Below are 18,124 nucleotides of genomic sequence, written 5' to 3'. Positions count from 1 at the left end.
CGCAGGGGGAGCGCCGCCACCGGCCGCGTGTTGGCGGCCCCTCGGATCCGTCCGCATCGAGGGGCCGCCGGTACATCGGTGTCACGCGCCGTCAGCGGAGGACGGACGGCACGAACCTCGAATCAGCCGTGCTGACCGTGGTGCGGGGCCTCGTGGTGCTCACCGTGGTGCGGCGCCTCGTGCCCGCCGTGCTCCTTCTCGTGCCCGCCGTCGACGTTCGCGCAGACGTTGCCGATCGTCGGGTTGAGCACCCCGATGATGTTGATGCTGTTGCCGCAGACGTTGATCGGCACGTGGATCGGGATCTGGAGGTTGTTGCCGGACAGCACGCCGGGCGAACCGACCGCCGCGCCCTGGGCCTCGGCCCCGGCGCTGGCGACGCCGGCCCCGGCCATGACGAGGGCTGCGACACCGGCGGCCACGGAGGCCGTCTTCTTGAACGTGTACATGTGATCTCCGTTTCGGATGGCGCCGCGGGTGGCGCGATCGACCGGTGCAACGAGGGGAATCCCAGGAGGCAACTGTCGTTCGCGCTCGTTCACCCGACCGGCGGCACGGATCGCGGCCGACGGAGTGGCCCGACGCCAGGGCGTGTTCGCCGGACCGGCGCGGGGTACTGGCGCCGGATCCCGCCGGCGTTTCCGGCGGGCGACGCCCCGATCGCGAGCCGACCTCAGGAAGCAGGGCCGCACCGTTGCCTGTCCCCTCCCACCCCACCCGCCGCTCGCTGCTGCTCGGTACGGCCGGCACCGCCGCGCTGCTCGCCGCCGGCACCGGCACCCGGTTCGGCGCCGGCACCCCCGCCACCCTCGCGCCCGTCTCCCGGGCCGGCTCGGCCGCCGATGTCGCGGTCCTGCTCACGGCCGCGCCGACCACGGTCGACCTGGGCGGGCGCGAAGTGGCGACCTGGGGGTTCGGCGACCGGATCCCCGGCCCGGAGATCCGCGTCGCGGCCGGCGGCACCGTGGCCGCGCACCTGCGCAACGACCTGCCGCAGGACACCACGGTGCACTGGCACGGGGTTCGGATCGATCAGGGCATGGACGGTGCTCCCGGGATCAGCCAGGCCCCGGTTCCGGCCGCCGGCGGCTTCGACTATCGCTTCGTCGCGCCCGATCCGGGCACGTACTTCTACCACTCGCACGTGGGCACCCAACTCGACCGCGCGCTCTACGGCCCGCTGGTGGTCGAGGACCCAGCCGAACCGCTGTCCTACGACGCGGAGTGGACCGTCGTGCTCGACGACTGGATCGACGGCACCGGCACCGACCCGGACGCGGTACTCGCCGACCTGAACGCCGGCGGGCGGCCCGCACAACCCCTGCGTAGCACCCTGCTCGGCGGGCCCGCCGGCCACATCGCCTACCCGCACTACCTGATCAACGGCCGCACCGCGCAGGCCCCGACGGTCTTCGAGGAGGCACCCGGCCGACGGGTTCGCCTGCGCCTGATCAACGCCGGGGCGGACACGGCGTTCCGGGTCGCGCTGGGCGGCCACCGGCTGACCGTCACCCACACCGACGGCTTCCCGGTGGTGCCGGTGCGGGTGGACACGCTGCTGATCGGGATGGGCGAGCGCTACGACGTGCTGGTCACTCTCGACGACGGGGTGTTCCCGCTGGTCGCCGCCGCGGAAGGGAAGGACGCGCGGGCCTTCGCGGTGGTCCGGACCTCGACCGGCAACGCTCCGCCGGCCTCGGTCGACGTCCCGGAACTGGATCGCCGAGTACTCGATCTCGCCGACCTGACCGCCGATCCGTCGGTCGACCCGGGCGACGGGGCCGCCCGCGAGGTGGGCCTCGTGCTCAACAAGACGGGCGCACGGGGCAGGGCGTGGATCGCCGCCGCCGAAACACCCGACGAGAAGTTGCCGCGGGTACCGGTCGCCGCCGGCGAACGGGTGCGGTTGTCGTTCACCAACCGGACCCGGATGTGGCACCCCGTCCACCTGCACGGGCACACCTTCCAGGTGCGTCGACCCGAGGGCGGCGGCCCGCGCAAGGACACCGTGGTGGTGCTTCCCGGGGAGACCGTCGCCGTCGACGTGTTCACCGACAACCCCGGCGAGTGGATGCTGCACTGCCACAACCTCTACCACAGCGAGCAGGGCATGATGACCACCCTGGGCTACGGTGACGACCCGCCGGACCCGAGCATGTCCGACATGGCCCCCGAACAGCGCTGACCGGGCCGACGACGCGCAACGCGTCGCCGGCCCGGGTGGGTTCGCCTGCTCCCGACAACCCGTCAGCAGTGCCCGGCGGGCTCGGACCGCTCACACACGTTCGCCTCGAACGTGTTGATCTCGGTGACCCGATACGCCAGGTCGGAGGGCGCGTTGCCCGTCACCACGTTGCCCCGGATCACATTGCCCACGGTCGGCCGCCCGGCCTGACTGGGCATCACCACGATGCCGCCGGACATCGGCGACTCCCCCTGGTTGTCCCGCACCTGATTGTCCGTCACCAGCGTCTCCCGGGCGCCGGTGAGCACGATGCCGGAGCCCTGGATGAAGGCCAGTCGCGGATTCGGCGGGCAATACCTGTTGTTCTCGTCGATGCGATTGCCCCGGATCGCCAGCGGCCCGGCGGCGGGCTCCTTGTCGTCGCCCACCACGAACAGGCCGGCGCAGTTCCCGGTCAGTTCGTTCTGCTCGATCGCCAACTCCCGCCCGCGCCGGATCAGTACGCCGAGCCGGTTGCCGGCGGAGTGGTTGCGGGCGATGCTCGCGCCCATCGCGTCGGCGGTGTCCGCCAGGAACAGTCCGGCCTGGCCGTTGTCCTCGGAGGTGTTGTCGGTGAGTTCGCCCCGGACGGAGTTCTCCTGGCCGATCCCGTGCTCACCGTTGTGATGCGCGAACACCCGGCGCACCCGCATACGTTCGGTGCCGCTGCCCATCACGCCCGTCTTCGTGAAGCCGGTGACGGTCAACGACTGGATCCGCACGTCCGCGACCCGGTGCTCGGCCGTGCCGACCACGCACAGCCCGTTCCCGGCCGCCGCGCACGCGTTCGTCGCGTCCGCCTCGCCGGGGGTGAGCACCGTACGCTCACCCGCCCCGCGAATCGTCAGCCGATCGGTGCGGACCAGGACGCTGCCGGCGTACGTACCGGGCGCCACCTGGATGGTGTCCCCGGGCGCGGCGGCGTCCACCGCCGCCTGGATCGACTCGCCCGGATGGACGACGTGCAGGGTATCCGCCCGTGCGGTCGGCGCCGACACCGAGCCGAGCATCGTGAGCGCGGTGACACAGCCGAGGGGAAGCAGTCGCCGTACGGGCAGTGCGTGCATGGGGTACATGGGAAATGATCCGCCTTCGCAGAAAACCGGGGATGGACAACCGAGGGAAACCGGGAAAAGCCGTAACGGGAACGGGAACAGGTACGGGATACGGGAACGGGGATCGGGTCGGGCCTCAGGGCACCGGCGCGGGCTCGGCCGGTGCGGGCTCGGCGACGTTCGAGGTCATCGTGTCCACCAGGTCCGTCGTGTGCTCGCCGGCCCGGAAGCGCGGGTGTGCCAGCAGTCGCCGCAGGAAGCCCAGCGTGGTGTGCACCCCGCCGCCCGCCACCCGGAATTCGCCCAGGGCCCGCTCGGCGCGCGCGATGGCCCGCTCCCGGTCGGGTGCCCAGACGATCGCCTTGGCGAGCAGCGAGTCGTAGTCCGGACCGACCGTCCAGCCCGGATAGGCGTGCGTGTCGATCCGCACGCACGGACCGCCGGGCGGCACGAACTCGGTCAACCGGCCCGGCGTGGGCGCGAAGGCCCGAGCCGGATCCTCGGCGTTGATCCGGCACTCGATCGCCACCCCGCGCGGGACCACGTCGTCCTGACCGAACGTCAGCGGCGCACCGGCGGCGATGGTGAGCTGTTCGCGCACGATGTCCACGCCGGTGACCATCTCGGTGACCGGATGCTCCACCTGGATACGGCAGTTGATCTCCAGGAGGTGGAACCGGTTCGCGGGTGTGACCACGAACTCGAAGGTGCCCGCCCCCACGTAGCCGACCGCCGTCGCCCCGCGCAGCGCCGCCGCGCACATCGCCTCGCGCGTCTCGGCCGGCAGGTTCGGGGCGGGCGACTCCTCGACCAACTTCTGGTGCCTGCGCTGCGCGGAGCAGTCCCGCTCGCCCAGGTGCACGGCGCCGCCGCGGCCATCGCACAACACCTGCACCTCGACATGCCGCGCGCGGTCGATGTAGCGCTCCAGGTAGAGCCGTTCGTCGCCGAAGACGGCTCGCGCACGGGCGCGGGTGTCCTGGTACGCCCAGGCCAGTTCGTCCGGGTCGCGGACCACGCTCATCCCGCGACCGCCGCCGCCCGCGACGGCCTTGAGGATCACCGGATAGCCGACCCGCGCGGCGATCTCGGCGGCCTCCGTCGGCGAGCCCAACGCGCCGTCGCTGCCCGGGAGTACCGGCAGTCCGGCCGCGGCCATCACCGCACGTGCCTCGCTCTTGTCGCCGAGCCGCTGCATCACGTGCGGCGGCGGACCGATGAAGGTGATCCCGTTCGCCTCGCAGATCTCGGCGAAGTCGGGGTCCTCGGACAGGAATCCGTAGCCGGGATGGATCGCCTCCGCCCCCGTGTTCCGGGCCGCCTCGATGATCGCGGGCATGTTGAGATAGCTGGACCTGGCCGGCGGCGGACCGATGTGCACGGCCTCGTCCGCGAAGCGCACCACCGCGGACTCCCGGTCCGCGGTGGAGTACACGGCCACGCTGCGAATGCCCATTTCGCGGCAGGTGCGGGCGACCCGCAGGGCGATTTCGCCGCGGTTGGCGATGAGCACGGTCGAGAACACGGGGACCACCTCGGGTCGTCGTCAGTGCCGGTCGTGGGAGCCGCCGGGGCGGTTGTCGGCGCCCGTGTCCGGATCGGCGCCGCCGGTTTCGATCACGAACAAGGGCTGCTGGTACTCGACCGGTTGGGCGTCGGCCACCAGCACCTCCACCACCAGCCCGGACACCTCGGCGGTGATGGTGTTCATCATCTTCATGACCTCGAGGATGCCCACCGTCTGACCGGGGCGGACGGTGTCGCCGACGCCGACGAACGGCTTCGCACCCACCTCGGGAGCGTGGTAGAAGGTGCCGACCATCGGGGCCGGCACGTAGCGGCGTCCGCCGTCGGGCTCGGCCGACGGCCGCTCACCGGGGACGGCGGCGGGCGTGGCACCGGGGACGGCGGGCGCGGCGCCGGAGGGGGCGGCCTCGGGCCACTCGATCTCGATGCTGGTGTCGCCGCAGCGCAGCCGGATCCAGCGCGGCGGCACCGGCGCCGGCCGCACCGGGCCCGGTGCCTCGGTGGCGACCTGCCGAGGATGCGCGGACGCGTGCGCGGGATCGAACGGCCTGACCCAGCGCTCGTCGGCGTAGCCGGCGGGGTGGCGGTCGGGTCGCTCGTCGGCGTGCGCGTCGCGCGCCTGGGAGGGTCCATGGGGCGAACTCATCGGGCACTTCCTTCGACGGGAGCAACTTCGACGGGGACGGCCTCCGCACGGACCGTCTCGACCCGCACGACCTCACCCGGAGCGGCTTCGGCCCGGGCGGAGTGAGCACGAGCGGAGTCGGCACGAGCACCCTCGGCGCGGACGGTCTCGACACGGACGGTCTCGACACGGGAGGCATCGGCGTGGGAGGCCTCGGCGTGGGTGGCCTCGGGGGCGCCGAACCGCCGGAAGCGTTCCCCGCGTTCGCGTAGGAGGCGGGTGCGGCTGAGGACGAGGAGTTCGTCGACGACGGGGATCAGGGCCGCGCGCAGCAGTGTGGCGGCTCGGCCGGGATCGGTGTGGGCGCCGCCCGGTGGCTCGGGGACGATCCGGTCGACCACGCCGAGGCGCAGCAGGTCGCGCGGCCCCATACGGAGCGCCGCCGCGGCGGCGGGGGCCGCCGACGGATCCTTCCACAGGATCGCGGCACAGCCCTCGGGGCTGATCACCGAGTAGACGCCGTGCTCGCCGATCAGCACCCGGTCGGCGACGGCCAGCGCGAGCGCGCCGCCACTGCCGCCCTCGCCGGTGATCACCGTGACGATGGGGGTGGCCAGTCGGGCCATCAGGCGCAGGTTCTCCGCGATGGCGACGGCCTGGCCGTCGCGTTCGGCGTCCGGTCCGGGGTTGGCTCCGGGCGTGTCGACCAGGGTGATCACCGGCAGGCCGAGTTTGCCGGCGAGCCGCATCAACCGGGCCGCCTTGCGGAAGCCGGCCGGGGTGGCCATGCCGAACCTGCGCCGCTGCCGCTCGGCGAGGTTGTCGCCGCCCTTCTGATGCCCGATCAGCATCACCGGCCGACCATCGAGTCGACCGATGCCACCCACGATCGCGGGACAGTCGGCGCCGATGCGATCCCCGTGCAACTCGTGGAAGTCCTCCAGGAGTCGACGCGCGTAGTCGAGCGCCGTCGGCCGACCCGGATGCCGCGCCAGCCGAACAGCCTCCCAGGGCTCCCCGGACTCCCCCGCGAACTCGTCGACGGCCGGCTCATACGACGCGCGCCCATGCGCGGCGGACCCGTTCCCGGCGGACCCGCCCGAAGCGGACCCGTTCCGTACCGACCCCTTCGGCGCCACCCCGTCTCGCACGGCCCCGTTCGGTGTGGTGCCACGCGTGCTGGACCCTTCCGATACAACCCCACTCGGAACCGATCCACTCCGACCGGCCCCCTTCGACGCGGAGCCATGCACGGCGGACCCATTCGGGGTGGACCCGTTCGACGCCGCCCCGTTCGAAGCGGACCCATCCGGACCGGACCCGTTCCGAACGAACCCGTCCTCGGCAGCCCCGTCCGGACCGAACCCATGGGAAGCAAACCCGTTCCCGGCAGCCCCATCCGGACCGGACCCATTCCGTGCGCCCCCGTTCGGCGCAGTACCCATCGGGGCGGACCCGTACGACGTCGAGCCATTCGCCCCGGATCCGTTCGCGCCGGATCCGTTCGCACCGGACTCGTTCCCATCCGGCCCCTCCCCCGCGGCTCCGTTCACGCCGATGCCCTTCGCACCGCTCCCGTGCGAAGCCGCCCCGTTCGAAGCCGCCCCGTTCGAACCCACCCCGTCCGAACCCGCCCCACCCGACACGACTCCGTTCAGGCCCATACGCCCCGCCCTCGCCCCGCCCACGGCAAGGAAGTGCCGCAGCGTCGCGCGCAGCGCCGGTCGCGCGACGATCGTGTCGACCATCCCGTGTTCGAGCAGGAATTCGGCGGTCTGGAACCCCTCGGGCAACCGCTCGCCGATGGTCTGCTCGATCACCCGTGGCCCCGCGAAGCCCATCCGCGCGCCGGGCTCGATCAGGATCACGTCGGCGAGCGTCGCGAACGAGGCGGCCACCCCGCCGTACGTGGGATCCGTGATCAGCGACAGCACCGGCACGCCGGCCTCGTCCAGTTCCGCCAGGGCGTGCGCGGTCCTGGCCATCTGCATCAGCGAGAGCACGCCCTCCTGCATGCGTGCCCCGCCCGAGGCGGTGATCAGCAGCAGCGGGATCCCCGTCCGCAGGCTCTCGTCGGCGGCGGCGGTGACCCGCGCGCCCACCGCGCACCCCAGACTGCCGCCGAGGAAGCGGAAGTCCATCGCGACGACCACCACCGGCAGCCCGTGGATGGTGCCTCGCGCGCACACCGCGGCCTCGTCCATACCGGTCTCCGCACGCGCCCGGTCCAGCCGTTCCGGGTAGGGGCGGGAGTCGACGAAGCCGAGCGGGTCGTGCGGGGCGGGGTCGGCACGCAGCGCGGTCTCCGAGCCGGGATCGAGGAGTTGATCCAGGCGCTCACGCGCCGTCAGGCGTGCGTGCTCGCCGCAGTCGGGACACACCCGCAGGTCTCGGGTGAAACGTTTGCCGTACACGAGTTCGGCGCAGCGCCCGCACTTGACCCAGTCGGGTCGGCTGTCGACGGTGAGCCCCGGATGGGTCTCGATCATGGCATCAGGTCCTTGGACGGTCGAGCCTTGGACGGTGGGGACGGGTGGCGACGTCACCGCTGCGCGTCGCGCTCCCAGCGGTAGAACTCGCGGGCCATCGCGTCCTGCGGCGAGCGCCAGGTCTGCGGGTCGTACGCGTTCACATGCGCCGAGAGCCGTTCGCTGATGTCGCGGAACTCCGGGTGTCCGGCCACCTTCGCGACCGCGGGGCCCGGGGGCCGGTCGGCCTCGATCAGATGCAGGTACAGGTCGCCGAACTGGAACAGGCTGCGGCCGGTGACGCCGACCAGGTGCGGGAGTTCGCCGGTGTCGGAGGCGGCGAAGATGTCGGCGATCGGGGTCGCCGAGTCGGGCTTCATCCGGGCGACGATCAGGGTGCGGTGCATGGCTTGCCGTCCTTGTCGAGGGGTGGGCCGGCGGGGCCGCGAGAGGCGCGGCCCCGCCGGCGGGGCGTCGTCGCGCCGGGGCGGGCGACGACGAGGGATTCACCAGGTGCGCGCGGTGGATGCGACGCCCGTCTCCCTGGCGCGCTCCTGGATCCGGTCCCGGATCAGTTCGAGCTGGACGCGCGAGTTGCGGTTGATGTTGTCCGTCATCCACGCGTCGTCGACCGGGGCGGTCTCCTTCATCGCGAAGTCCTGTACCCAGCGCATCCGTACGCCGTCGGGGACCTCGTGGTACTCCCACCGGATGTGCATGTGCGCGAACGGCCCGGTCTCCACCCGGCGGGCCCAGACCGTGCGCGTCTCGCGGTCGGCCTCGCGCTCGGACACCCAGCTCCAGACCTTGCCGTCCTTGTCGGGCTTCATGGTCAGGCGGAAGGTCACCTTGCTGCCTTCGCGTTCGAGGACCTCCACCGACGCGTACTCGCTGAACAGGTTCGTCCAGTTGTCCACGTCGTTGGTGATGTCCCAGACCAGGTCGAACGGGGCCGCGATGACGATGTCGTTGTCGGTATGGCCGGCCATGTCACACTCCTGAGATGAGTTGGGAGTTGGTGGTTTCCAGGAACTCGCGCGGGGTCTTGCATTGGTCCACGTCCGCGCCGAGCGGGAACTCGAAGCGCCGCTCCAGCTCGGCGACGATCCCGAGCAGGCCCAGCGAGTCGAGGCCGAACTGTTCGAACGTGGCGTCGGGGTCCCGCAGTTGCTCGGGCCTGGCAGTGACGCCGGCGCATGACTTCATCACCTCGGCGAGCACTTCGTGGGTGAGCGGTCCGTTCATCGCGGGCTTCCTTTCGGATGAGTCGGATGATGCGTACGAGGGCACGGGTCCTACCGGCCGCGGCAGTCGCCGGTCGGGTTACGGCGTGTCGGTGCGGCCCTCGCCTCGGCGCAGCACCAGCGCGGCGTTGCCGCCCATCAGGCCGCGACTGAGCACCAGGGCGGTGCGCACTTCGGCGGCCCTGGCCCGGCCGGTGACCAGGTCGAGGTCGTGGCAGACGTCGAACACGCCCGGGGTGGGCGGCAGTACGCCGTGTTCCATGGCCAGGATCGCGGCGGCGCAGTCGAGCATCGGCGCGCCGCAGTAGGCCCGACCGATACCGGCCTTGGGCGCGGTCACCGGCACCCGGGCGGCGCGGGCGCCCAGCGCGTCGGACAGGGCGAGCACTTCGGCGTGGTCGGCTTCGGGGGTGCCGAGCGCGTCGGCGAAGACCACGTCGATGTCGGCGGGTCCGCATTCGGCCTCGGCCAGTGCGTCGCGGATCGCCCGGGCCAGTCCGTGCCGGGAGGGTCCCCAGCCGGAGGTTCCGGTGAACGTCGCGCCGTGTCCGAGTACTTCGGCCCGGACCCGGGCACCGCGCCGGTGGGCCGACTCGGCCTCCTCGACGACGAACATCGCGCCGCCCTCGGCGGGGGCGAAGCCGCGGGCGGCGGAGGTGAACGGGAGGTAGGCCCGCGCGGGGTCGGCGGCGAGGCTGAGCGCGTCGTAGCCGAGTTGGCAGACCATCGAGTAGGGGGCGAGCGGGGCCTCGGCGGCGCCGACCACGACGGCGTCGGTGCCTCGGCGGATGGTCCGGACGGCGTGCGCGAGCGCGTCCAGGCCGCCGGCCTCGTCGTTGGCCAGCACCGCGCACGGGCCCTTGAAGCCGCCGCGGATGGAGATCTGGCCGGTGGTGGCGGCGTAGAACCAGGCGATGGACTGGTACGGCCCGACGAAGCCGGGTCCCTTGCCCCACAGGTTCTGCAGTTCGCGCTGGCCGAACTCGCCGCCGCCGGAGCAGCTCGCGGTGGTCACCCCGACTCCGAAGGTGGACGTCGGGCCCAGTGCCGCGTCGGCCAGCGCCTGGTCGGCGGCGACCAGCGCGAAGTGGGTGAAGCGGTCGGTCTGGACCAGGTAGCGCTCCTCGACCACGGCGGCGGGGTCGAAGTCGCGGACCTCGCCCGCGACGGTCAGCGGCAGGTGCTCGCAGCCCTCGCGGGAGATCCGGTCCAGCACGAAGCGGCCCTCGCGGGTCGCCTTCCAGAACACGTCCGCGCCGATGCCGTTGGGCGCGACCACGCCGACGCCGGTGACCACGGTGCGCCTTGCTGCGGAGCCGTTCATCGGGGTCTCCTCTCCCGACGGTCCAGGACCACCGCGGACTGGAAGCCGCCGAACCCGCTGCCCACCGACAACACCGTCGTCAGGCCCATCGGCCGGGCGGTGCCCGGCACGTAGTCGAGGTCGCACTCGGGGTCCGGCGTCTCGTAGTTGGCCGTGGGCGGCACCGCCTTGTGCTCCATCGCCAGGGCGCACGCGGCGAGTTCGATGGCGCCGATGGCGCCGAGCGAGTGGCCGACCATCGACTTGATCGAGCTCATCGGGACCTTGTGCGCGTGCGTGCCCAGCGAGCGCTTGACGGCGGCGGTCTCGTGGCGGTCGTTCTGCTTGGTGCCCGAGCCGTGCGCGTTGACGTAGTCGACGGCGTCGGGGGCGACCTCCGCGTCCGCCAGTGCGCGGTCGATCGCCTCGGACATCTCCAGGCCCTCGCGGGTCAGGCCGGTCATGTGGTGTGCGTTGCCGCGGGTGGCGAACCCGCCGACCTCGCAGTACACATGGGCGCCGCGCCGGTGGGCGTGCTCCAGTTCCTCCAGGATCAGCACCGCGGCGCCCTCGCCGAGGACGAACCCGTCCCGGTCCGCGTCGAACGGCCGGGAGGCGTGCGCCGGGTCGTCGTTGCGGGTCGAGGTGGCCTTGATCGCGTCGAAGCAGGCGACCGTGATCGGCGAGATCGGCGAGTCGGCGGCGCCGGCGATGTACACGTCGGCACGGCCCTCCTCGATCGCGTGCGCGGCGTAGCCGATCGCGTCGAGGCCGGAGGTGCAGCCGGTGGAGACGGTCTGCACCGGGCCCTTGGCGGCGAACTCCTCGGCCACCTCGGCGGCCAGGGTGCTCGGCGAGAAGGCCCGGTGGAGGAAGGGGTCGGCCCTGCGGTGGTCGACGGCCCAGGTCTTGCCGGGGCCGCTGACCGCGATGTAGTCGTGTTCGAGCCGGGTGGTGCCGCCCACGGCGGTGCCGAGGGAGACGCCGATCCGCCAGGGGTCCTCGACGTCGTGGTCCAGGCCGCTGCCGCGGACCGCCTCGGCCGCCGCGGCGAGCGCGAACTGCACGTAGCGGTCCGCGCGTCGGGCCCGGTCGGGGTCGACGCCGCACGCGATCGGGTCGAAGTCGCATTCGGCGGCGATCCGGGAGCGGAACCCGGTGGGGTCGAAGAAGGTGATCCCGCGCGTCGCCGTGCGGCCCGCCATCAGCAGGTCCCAGAACGCGGTGACACCCACCCCACCGGGTGCCACCACCCCGACGCCGGTGACCGCGACCCGGCGCCTCAAGAGTCGGCGCCCACGGTCTCGGCGGGTTCGGTCCCCTCCGTGTCGACGTGCCCGAGTTCGGGCCGCGGCGCGAGCGGGGCGAGTTGGAAGACCATCCGCGCCTGGACCCGGCCGACGTTGCGGAAGCGGTGGCGCATGTTCTTCGGGATCATCAGGCCCTGGTCGGGCCGCAGTTCGTGGGTGACGCCGTCCAGGTCGACCTCGATGGAGCCGACCACGACGTGGATGAACTCCTCGGAGTACGGATGGTAGTGCTCGGCGATCATGTCCCCGGGCTCGATCAGGGCCAGGCCCATGAAGCCGCTGGTGGAGCCCACGGTCGCCGGGCCGAGCATGACCCGGAGGTCTCCGCCGCGGCGGCGGTTCGGCTCGATCTCGTCCAGGTTGACGATGCGTACGGTCTGCGTGGTCATCTGTGCCACCTCCAAGTGGCGGGGCGGCGCCGTCGGGCGCCGCCCCGGGGGATCAGGCGTCGCGCGCGGCGCGACGGTCGGTGACGGGGGTCGTCTCGCACGCGGCCAGCAGTCGGCGCAGCCCCTCGTCGGTGTCCAACTCGCCGTCCTCGCCGAGTTCGAGCAGTCGGCTCAGGCGAGCGGCGGATTCGCGGCGGTCCACCCCGAGCAGCAGCGCCGGGTCCTCGTCCGCCGGGCCGCGCAGGTCCAGCACGCGGATCAGGGTGTCGCCGCGCAGGAAGACCTGGCTGTGCGCGATCGGCCCGCCGGCGACGGCGATCGCCTGCTCGTCGTGCCGCCGCAGCAGCGTCGCGGCGGATTCGCCGCAGCCGTGCCGGACCGGGTACAGGAACGCGCGGCGGGTGGTCTTCGTGGTGGCCGCCTTCTTGGCCGACTTCTTGGCCGGCGCGCTCAGGTGGTAGACCTCGGCCAGCGAGGAGCGCATGAAGAACGCGCGGGCGGCCTCGGAGTCGTTCAGGTCGCGCGCCTCCTCCAGGTGCGGGTTCAGCGCCTCCTCGGCGGCGCGGACCTGGGGCTGCTCGGCCACGTGGCGCAGTGCGGCCCGCAGGTCGCCCTCGACCTCGATGGCCCGTACGACGCGGTTGCCGAGCATGAACACCGAGGTGCGGCGCAGCGAGGTGGTCGGGTTGACCCGGGCCTCGGGCGACTCGTAGCCGGAGAGGATGCGGGCCACCTCGGCCTCGCTGCCGGGCTTGACGGTGAAGGTGAGCGCGCAGCGCACCACGCCGGGGGCGGCCGGCGCGGCGGCGCGGGCCTTGTCGGCCGCCTTCGCCTTGCTCGTGGCGCCGGCCTTCGCCTTGCCCTTCGGCGCGCGGGCGCCGGTGGTGATCACCGGTCCGTCGGGCGCGCGCAGGTCGGTCTCCCGGGCCACCGAGAAGCGCAGCGAACGGGTGCCGCGCACGCAGCCGTGCAGCGGCTGGACCATCACCTGGTGCTCGGGGCTGTCCACCCACGCCAGGTATTGGGAGGTGCCCTCCCACTCGCTGGTGATCAGCCACTGGCTGGGGTCCTCGATGGACTGGCAGAGCTGGTCGCGCAGGTGCCCAGGAACGGCGGCCACCTGGTGGCGGATGCCTTCGTAGGCCTCGAGGAAACGTTGCTCCGACCCTTCGTGCAGCTCCAGCATGAGCAGCACCCGGAGCTTGGACGTGGTGTCGGCGGTGGGATTCGCCGTGGAGTGGACGAGGGTGTCCATGTCAGTCCTTTGGTCATGGGATTCGGCCGAACGTCGTGCCCGCCCGTCGAGGGCGCTCCCGGGGGACCGGGTCGCGCCGACGCCGCCCGGGGCACGGGGAGGTCGAGCGGGTCGCGGGCGGTCGCGCCGCTCGCGCGATCACACCCGGATACCCGCCCGATCCGTCCGTCGGGACCCGGCTTCGACTTCGAGCGTGGCGGCCGATCATCACCCTGTGCATCTTTTGAGGGCATATGAGTGACATTGGGCGACGACGACCGGCCGGCCGCGATCAGCGGGAACAGGAGGAGCCCGACGGACCTCCTCCGCTCGCGACGGCGGTCGGGTCCGCAGTCCTCACCAACGCAGGAGTAGTGATGAACCCCGAGATCCAACACCGGGTGCCGGTCCTGGTCGTGGGCGGCTCGCTGGTCGGGCTGTCCACGTCCGTCTTCCTGGGCCGGCTCGGCGTCCCGCACATGCTGGTGGAGCGGCACGCCGACACCTCGCGGCATCCGCGCGGGCGCGGCAACAACGTGCGCACGATGGAGGTGTTCCGCACCGCCGGGGTCGAGGATCGAATCCGCGCCGCGTCCGCCGTGCTCGCCGACAACCACGGCATCCTCCAGGCGGACACCATCGCCGGCGACATCCAGGAGTGGCTGTTCAAGGAGATCGATCCGGGCGGCGGATTGGCGAAGTTCAGCCCGTCGTCGTGGTGCCTGTGCAGTCAGAACGATCTGGAGCCGGTACTCGCCGACTACGCCCGCGAACTCGGCGGCGACGTGCGCTTCGGTACCCAACTCCGGTCCTGCGTACCGGACGAGGACGGGGTGACGGCGATCGTGGAGACCCGGGAGACCGGGCAACGGCTCACCGTACGCGCCGACTACGTGGTCGCGGCGGATGGTCCGCGCAGTCCGGTGCGCGAAGCGCTCGGCATCGAGGTGACCGGGCCCGGCGACCTGTTCCACAACGTGAGCGTCACGTTCACCTCGCGCGACCTGGCCGCGCACGTCGGCGAACGCCGGTTCATCGTCTGCTATCTGACGAACCCTCGGGGCGAGGGCGCGCTGCTGCCGGTGGACAACCGGGAGCACTGGGTCTTCCACCTGCCGTGGCATCCGGAGGAGGACGAGCCGATCGAGGCGTTCTCCGACGAGCGCTGCGTGGCGCACATCCGCGCCGCCGCCGGGGTGCCGGACCTGGATGTGACGATCACCGGCAAGGCGCCGTGGCACGCCGCCGAGCGGGTGGCCGAACGCTACCGCTGCGGGCGGGTGTTCCTGGCCGGCGACTCGGCCCACGAGATGTCGCCCACCGGCGCGTTCGGGTCCAACACCGGGATCCAGGACGCGCACAACCTGGCCTGGAAGCTGGCCGCGGTGTTGAACGGGCACGCGGGCGCCGACCTGCTGGACACCTACGAGGCGGAGCGCCGGCCGGTGGCGGTGGCCACGGCCGCGCGCGCGTCCACCCGTTCGGCCGAACACAGCCACCCGGGGTATGCCGCGCCCACGGTCGGCGGCGGCAGGCAGCCGGGAGTGCTCGGCGTGGTCCTGGGCTACCGCTACGCGTCCGCCGCCGTGCTCGGCGCGGACCCCGAACTGCCGGTGCTGCCGGAGCGGTTCCGGCCGCCGAACGGCGAGCCGGGCACCCGCGCGCCGCACCTGTGGCTGCGCCGCAACGACACCCGGGTGTCCACCCTGGACCTGTACGAGACCTCGCCGGTGTTGCTGGTCGGCGCGGGTCCGGCCGGTGCCGCGTGGCAGCGGTCGGCGCAGCGCGCGAGCCGGCGCCTGGGCGTGCCGGTCGCGGTGTACCGGGTGGGCACCGAGGCGGAGACCGCGGTGGTGGACCTGGTCACCGCGCCGGACGTGGACTGGGCCGAGGTGCACGGAGTCACCGACGAGGGCGCGGTGTTGGTCCGCCCGGACGGGTTCGTCGCCTGGCGGGTCCCGGTCGCCGAGCCGGATCCGGAGGACACCCTGATGGCGGTGTTGGGCGCGGTGGCGTGTCGGACGGCGCGGGGCGAGCGGGGCGGTGAGGCCGCGAAGGTCGGCGGGGACGCGCAGGTGTAGCGGGACGCGCGGCGGCCGGCCCCGGGAGGAGGTCCGGGGCCGGCCGCGGTGTGTTCGGGGCGGATGTACGGGGTGCGCGGGCGCGGGCCGGCTACTCCGGGGGCAGCAGGTGGGCGAAGACGACCACGTTGTCCTTGTAGTCCTTGGCCTTGCGGTCGTATGTGCCGCCGCAGGTGATCAGCCGCAACTGGGCATCGCGGGTCTTCCCGTACACCCGCTCGTCGGGGAAGGCGTCCTTCGGGAACGCCTCGACCGAGTCGACCGCGAACTTGGCCACGCTGCCGTCGGCGCGCGAGATCTCCACGATGTCACCGGCCTTGAGGCTGCCGAGTCCCCAGAAGACGGCGGGGCCCATCATCGTGTCGACGTGCCCGAGCACCAGCGCGTTGCCCCGGGAGCCGGGGGCGACGCCGTCCTCGTACCAGCCGGCCAGATTGCGGTCGCCCGCGGGCGGGACCTCCAAGACCCCGGAGGAGTTCAGGCCGAGCCCGATGAACGGGGCGTCCACCTTGATCCGGGGGATCTTGATCCGCACCGGCTCCGAACGTTTCATCGCCGGCCCGCCCTCGGGGGTCGGGGTCGGCGAGGGGGCGGTGTTCGACCCGGCGCTCGGCTGCGCGGCGGCGGGCACGGGTTGGGGTGGCGGACCCGAGTCGCTGCTCAGGTCGTGCTTGATCATCAGGGCGCCCAGGAGGATCGCCACCGCGGCGATCACCATCAGTCGGACGGCGCTGACGCGGCGCGGCGCGGCGGGCTCGGACGTCTCGGTGGACGATGCCGGGTCGTGCAAGGCGATGCCTCTTTCCTGGCCGGAGGAGTACCCGGGCCGGGTTCACGCGGCGGGCCCGGCGGAGCGGGTCGGGGCCGCGCTCGGGGGTGAGCCGGCGGCCGACGACGTCACCGTGGCCACCGCCCCGGGAAGGGCGGTGGCCACGGCGTGTGTTGCCTGGGGCGGGACGGGTCAGGCCCGGGCCGCCGAGACGGCCGGACGACGACGCAGCGCGTAGATGCCGACGCCGACACCACCCGCGATCAGGGCCGCACCGGTGCCGAGCGCGGCACCGTCGTCGAGGAAGGAGCCGCCGATGCCGGTGTGCACGCCACCGTGCGGACTCTTGTGCTCCTTCCAGGACTTCTCGTGCGAGCCGCCTTCGCCGCCCTTGTCCTGGCTGGACTCGCCGCCCTTGTCGGGCGTCCACTTTCCTTCACCGGACCAGGACTTCTCCTGCCCGTCGTTCCCGGGGGCCGAGGAGCCGCTGTCCGGCTTCACCGGCGCCGGGGCATCGGCGTAGGCGGCCGGAACCGCCAGGGTCAGGGCAGCGAAGCCGAGGGCGGAACCGGCGACGAGAGCGCGTGCACGACGCATCGTGATATTCCTTCCGGCGCTCGCGAACTGCCGACGGGCATCGGCAACGGGGATCGGCGAGGCGCCTTCATCACCATCGAACGGCGCCGGCGCCCCCGCGACCCGCGTGACTGCATTCGGGGCCCCGCTCTGGGCCTCCCGGGCGGATATCCCGACCGGCTTCACCCCCGGGGAGCAGTCGGATGTTTAGCTCACGGTAGTCGGCCATGACTATCCGTGGCCGAAGTGGGCCGGGCGGGTCCGGTGGGTCGGGTGCGGCCGATCAGGCCGGGACCGTGCACTCGAACATGTGCAGCGAGGGGTTCACCGCGCGCACGTCCCGGCCGCGCAGGCCCGCCTGTTCGATCAGGGTCAGCAGGCTGTCCTTGGTGTGCTTGCGGCCGCCGACGTTGAGCAGCAGCAGGAGGTCCATCGCCGCGGTGAAGCGCATCGAGGCGGTCTCGTCGACCAGGTTCTCGATCACCGCGACCCGGGCACCGGGGGCGGCCGCGGCGACGATGTTGCGCAGCGTGCGGAGGGTGCTGTCGTCGTCCCATTCGAGGATGTTCTTCACGATGTACAGGTCCGCCCGCACTCCGATGTCCACCCGGCAGTCCCCGCCCACCAGGGTCGCCCGGGCGGCGAGTTCGCCGCCGTCGCGCAGTCGGCGATCCGCCGAGGCGACCACGCCGGGCAGGTCGAGCAGGGTGCCGCGCAGGGTCGGGTCGCGCTCCAGGAGGGTGGCCAGGACCAGGCCCTGACCACCGCCGATGTCGGCGACGGAGTCCACGCCGGTCAGGTCGAGCGCGGCGGTGACGTCCTGGGCGGAGGTCCGGCTGGACTGGGTCATCGCCCGGTCGAGCGCGGCGGCCGACTCGGGGGCGTCCTCGTGCAGGTAGTCGAAGAACTGCTTGCCGTGCAGTTCGGGGAAGACGCTGCCGCCGGAGCGCACCGCGCGGTCCAGGTGCGGCCAGGCCTCCCAGGTCCACGGCTCGGTGGTCCACAGCGCCACGTCGCGCATGCTGCGGGGCGCGTCCGCGCGCAGCAGGCGGGAGGCCTCGGTGTGCGTGTAGCGCCCGTCGGGCTCCTCGGCGAAGACGCCCTGGCAGGCGAGCGCGCGCAGCAGGCGGTGCAGTGCCCCGGGGTGCGCGGACACCTCGCGGGCCAGGTCCTCGACGGTCGCCGAGGTGTCGCCCAGCGCGTCGGGCAGGCCCAGGCGCAGCGCGGCGCGGAGCGCGCCGGCGGACATCGCGCCGAACGCCAGCTCGCGCAGCCGGGTGGCCGCCTGCGGCGTACGGGTCACGTCGGTTTCGGTCATG

Annotated in this window: 17 protein-coding genes; 2 read left to right on the top strand and 15 right to left on the bottom strand. The window is 72.8% G+C overall.

Features of this window, described 5'->3' with window-relative positions:
* Positions 1-122: 122 nt before the first annotated feature.
* The gene (locus EMA17_RS21020; protein ID WP_126638628.1) at positions 123-449 is read right to left on the bottom strand and encodes a chaplin; all 327 of its coding nucleotides are present in this window, start codon (positions 447-449) and stop codon (positions 123-125) included.
* Between the two features lie 245 nt (positions 450-694).
* On the opposite strand from EMA17_RS21020, the gene EMA17_RS21015 reads away from it, so the two are divergent.
* Positions 695-2,185: a multicopper oxidase family protein gene (locus EMA17_RS21015; RefSeq protein ID WP_126638627.1), complete on the top strand. Its 1,491-nt coding sequence runs from the start codon at positions 695-697 to the stop codon at positions 2,183-2,185.
* Between the two features lie 62 nt (positions 2,186-2,247).
* On the opposite strand, the gene EMA17_RS21010 is transcribed toward EMA17_RS21015, so the two are convergent.
* The 11 genes from EMA17_RS21010 to EMA17_RS20955 form a co-directional block, all read right to left on the bottom strand.
* On the bottom strand, positions 2,248-3,291 hold the full coding sequence (locus EMA17_RS21010) for a right-handed parallel beta-helix repeat-containing protein (RefSeq protein WP_246126797.1): 1,044 nt from the start codon (positions 3,289-3,291) through the stop codon (positions 2,248-2,250).
* A gap of 124 nt (positions 3,292-3,415) precedes the next feature.
* Positions 3,416-4,804 carry an acetyl-CoA carboxylase biotin carboxylase subunit gene (locus tag EMA17_RS21005; protein WP_126638626.1) on the bottom strand — a complete coding sequence of 463 codons (1,389 nt, stop codon included), beginning with the start codon at positions 4,802-4,804 and terminating at the stop codon, positions 3,416-3,418.
* 21 nt (positions 4,805-4,825) lie between these two features.
* Entirely contained in the window at positions 4,826-5,452 is a 627-nt protein-coding gene (gene accB / locus EMA17_RS21000) for an acetyl-CoA carboxylase biotin carboxyl carrier protein (protein WP_126638625.1), read from the bottom strand.
* Positions 5,449-7,920, bottom strand: a complete 2,472-nt coding sequence (gene accD / locus EMA17_RS54160) for an acetyl-CoA carboxylase, carboxyltransferase subunit beta (RefSeq protein WP_246126796.1) — start codon at positions 7,918-7,920, stop codon at positions 5,449-5,451. Before accD ends, accB begins: the two co-directional genes overlap by 4 nt.
* A 53-nt stretch (positions 7,921-7,973) precedes the next feature.
* Positions 7,974-8,306 carry a TcmI family type II polyketide cyclase gene (locus tag EMA17_RS20985; RefSeq protein WP_126638624.1) on the bottom strand — a complete coding sequence of 111 codons (333 nt, stop codon included), beginning with the start codon at positions 8,304-8,306 and terminating at the stop codon, positions 7,974-7,976.
* 99 nt (positions 8,307-8,405) lie between these two features.
* Positions 8,406-8,888 carry an SRPBCC family protein gene (locus EMA17_RS20980; protein ID WP_126638623.1) on the bottom strand — a complete coding sequence of 161 codons (483 nt, stop codon included), beginning with the start codon at positions 8,886-8,888 and terminating at the stop codon, positions 8,406-8,408.
* Between the two features lies 1 nt (position 8,889).
* Positions 8,890-9,144, bottom strand: a complete 255-nt coding sequence (locus EMA17_RS20975; RefSeq protein ID WP_126638622.1) for an acyl carrier protein — start codon at positions 9,142-9,144, stop codon at positions 8,890-8,892.
* Between the two features lie 78 nt (positions 9,145-9,222).
* Complete coding sequence (locus EMA17_RS20970; RefSeq protein WP_126638621.1) at positions 9,223-10,467, bottom strand: beta-ketoacyl synthase N-terminal-like domain-containing protein; 1,245 nt, start codon at positions 10,465-10,467, stop codon at positions 9,223-9,225.
* Positions 10,464-11,732 carry a beta-ketoacyl-[acyl-carrier-protein] synthase family protein gene (locus tag EMA17_RS20965; protein WP_126638620.1) on the bottom strand — a complete coding sequence of 423 codons (1,269 nt, stop codon included), beginning with the start codon at positions 11,730-11,732 and terminating at the stop codon, positions 10,464-10,466. The genes EMA17_RS20970 and EMA17_RS20965 overlap by 4 nt, the downstream gene beginning before the upstream one ends.
* Positions 11,729-12,145 carry a cupin domain-containing protein gene (locus EMA17_RS20960; RefSeq protein WP_126638619.1) on the bottom strand — a complete coding sequence of 139 codons (417 nt, stop codon included), beginning with the start codon at positions 12,143-12,145 and terminating at the stop codon, positions 11,729-11,731. The genes EMA17_RS20965 and EMA17_RS20960 overlap by 4 nt, the downstream gene beginning before the upstream one ends.
* Positions 12,146-12,197: 52 nt before the next feature.
* A complete protein-coding gene (locus EMA17_RS20955) occupies positions 12,198-13,400 on the bottom strand; it encodes a SchA/CurD-like domain-containing protein (RefSeq protein WP_126638618.1) in 1,203 nt (400 codons plus the stop codon).
* A 356-nt stretch (positions 13,401-13,756) separates the two neighbouring features.
* On the opposite strand from EMA17_RS20955, the gene EMA17_RS20950 reads away from it, so the two are divergent.
* Positions 13,757-15,460: an FAD-dependent oxidoreductase gene (locus EMA17_RS20950; protein WP_126638617.1), complete on the top strand. Its 1,704-nt coding sequence runs from the start codon at positions 13,757-13,759 to the stop codon at positions 15,458-15,460.
* A gap of 91 nt (positions 15,461-15,551) precedes the next feature.
* Here the strand turns inward: EMA17_RS20950 and EMA17_RS20945 are convergent, their stop codons facing one another.
* The 3 genes from EMA17_RS20945 to EMA17_RS20935 form a co-directional block, all read right to left on the bottom strand.
* Positions 15,552-16,250: a class F sortase gene (locus EMA17_RS20945; RefSeq protein ID WP_246126795.1), complete on the bottom strand. Its 699-nt coding sequence runs from the start codon at positions 16,248-16,250 to the stop codon at positions 15,552-15,554.
* Positions 16,251-16,421: 171 nt separating this feature from the next.
* Entirely contained in the window at positions 16,422-16,826 is a 405-nt protein-coding gene (locus tag EMA17_RS20940) for a hypothetical protein (protein ID WP_126638616.1), read from the bottom strand.
* A 262-nt stretch (positions 16,827-17,088) separates the two neighbouring features.
* A complete protein-coding gene (locus tag EMA17_RS20935) occupies positions 17,089-18,123 on the bottom strand; it encodes a methyltransferase (RefSeq protein ID WP_126638615.1) in 1,035 nt (344 codons plus the stop codon).
* Position 18,124: the final 1 nt, after the last annotated feature.

It is taken from the genome of Embleya hyalina (genome assembly GCF_003967355.1).
Lineage (GTDB): Bacteria > Actinomycetota > Actinomycetes > Streptomycetales > Streptomycetaceae > Embleya > Embleya hyalina.
This window is presented reverse-complemented; position numbering and strand designations above follow the sequence as displayed.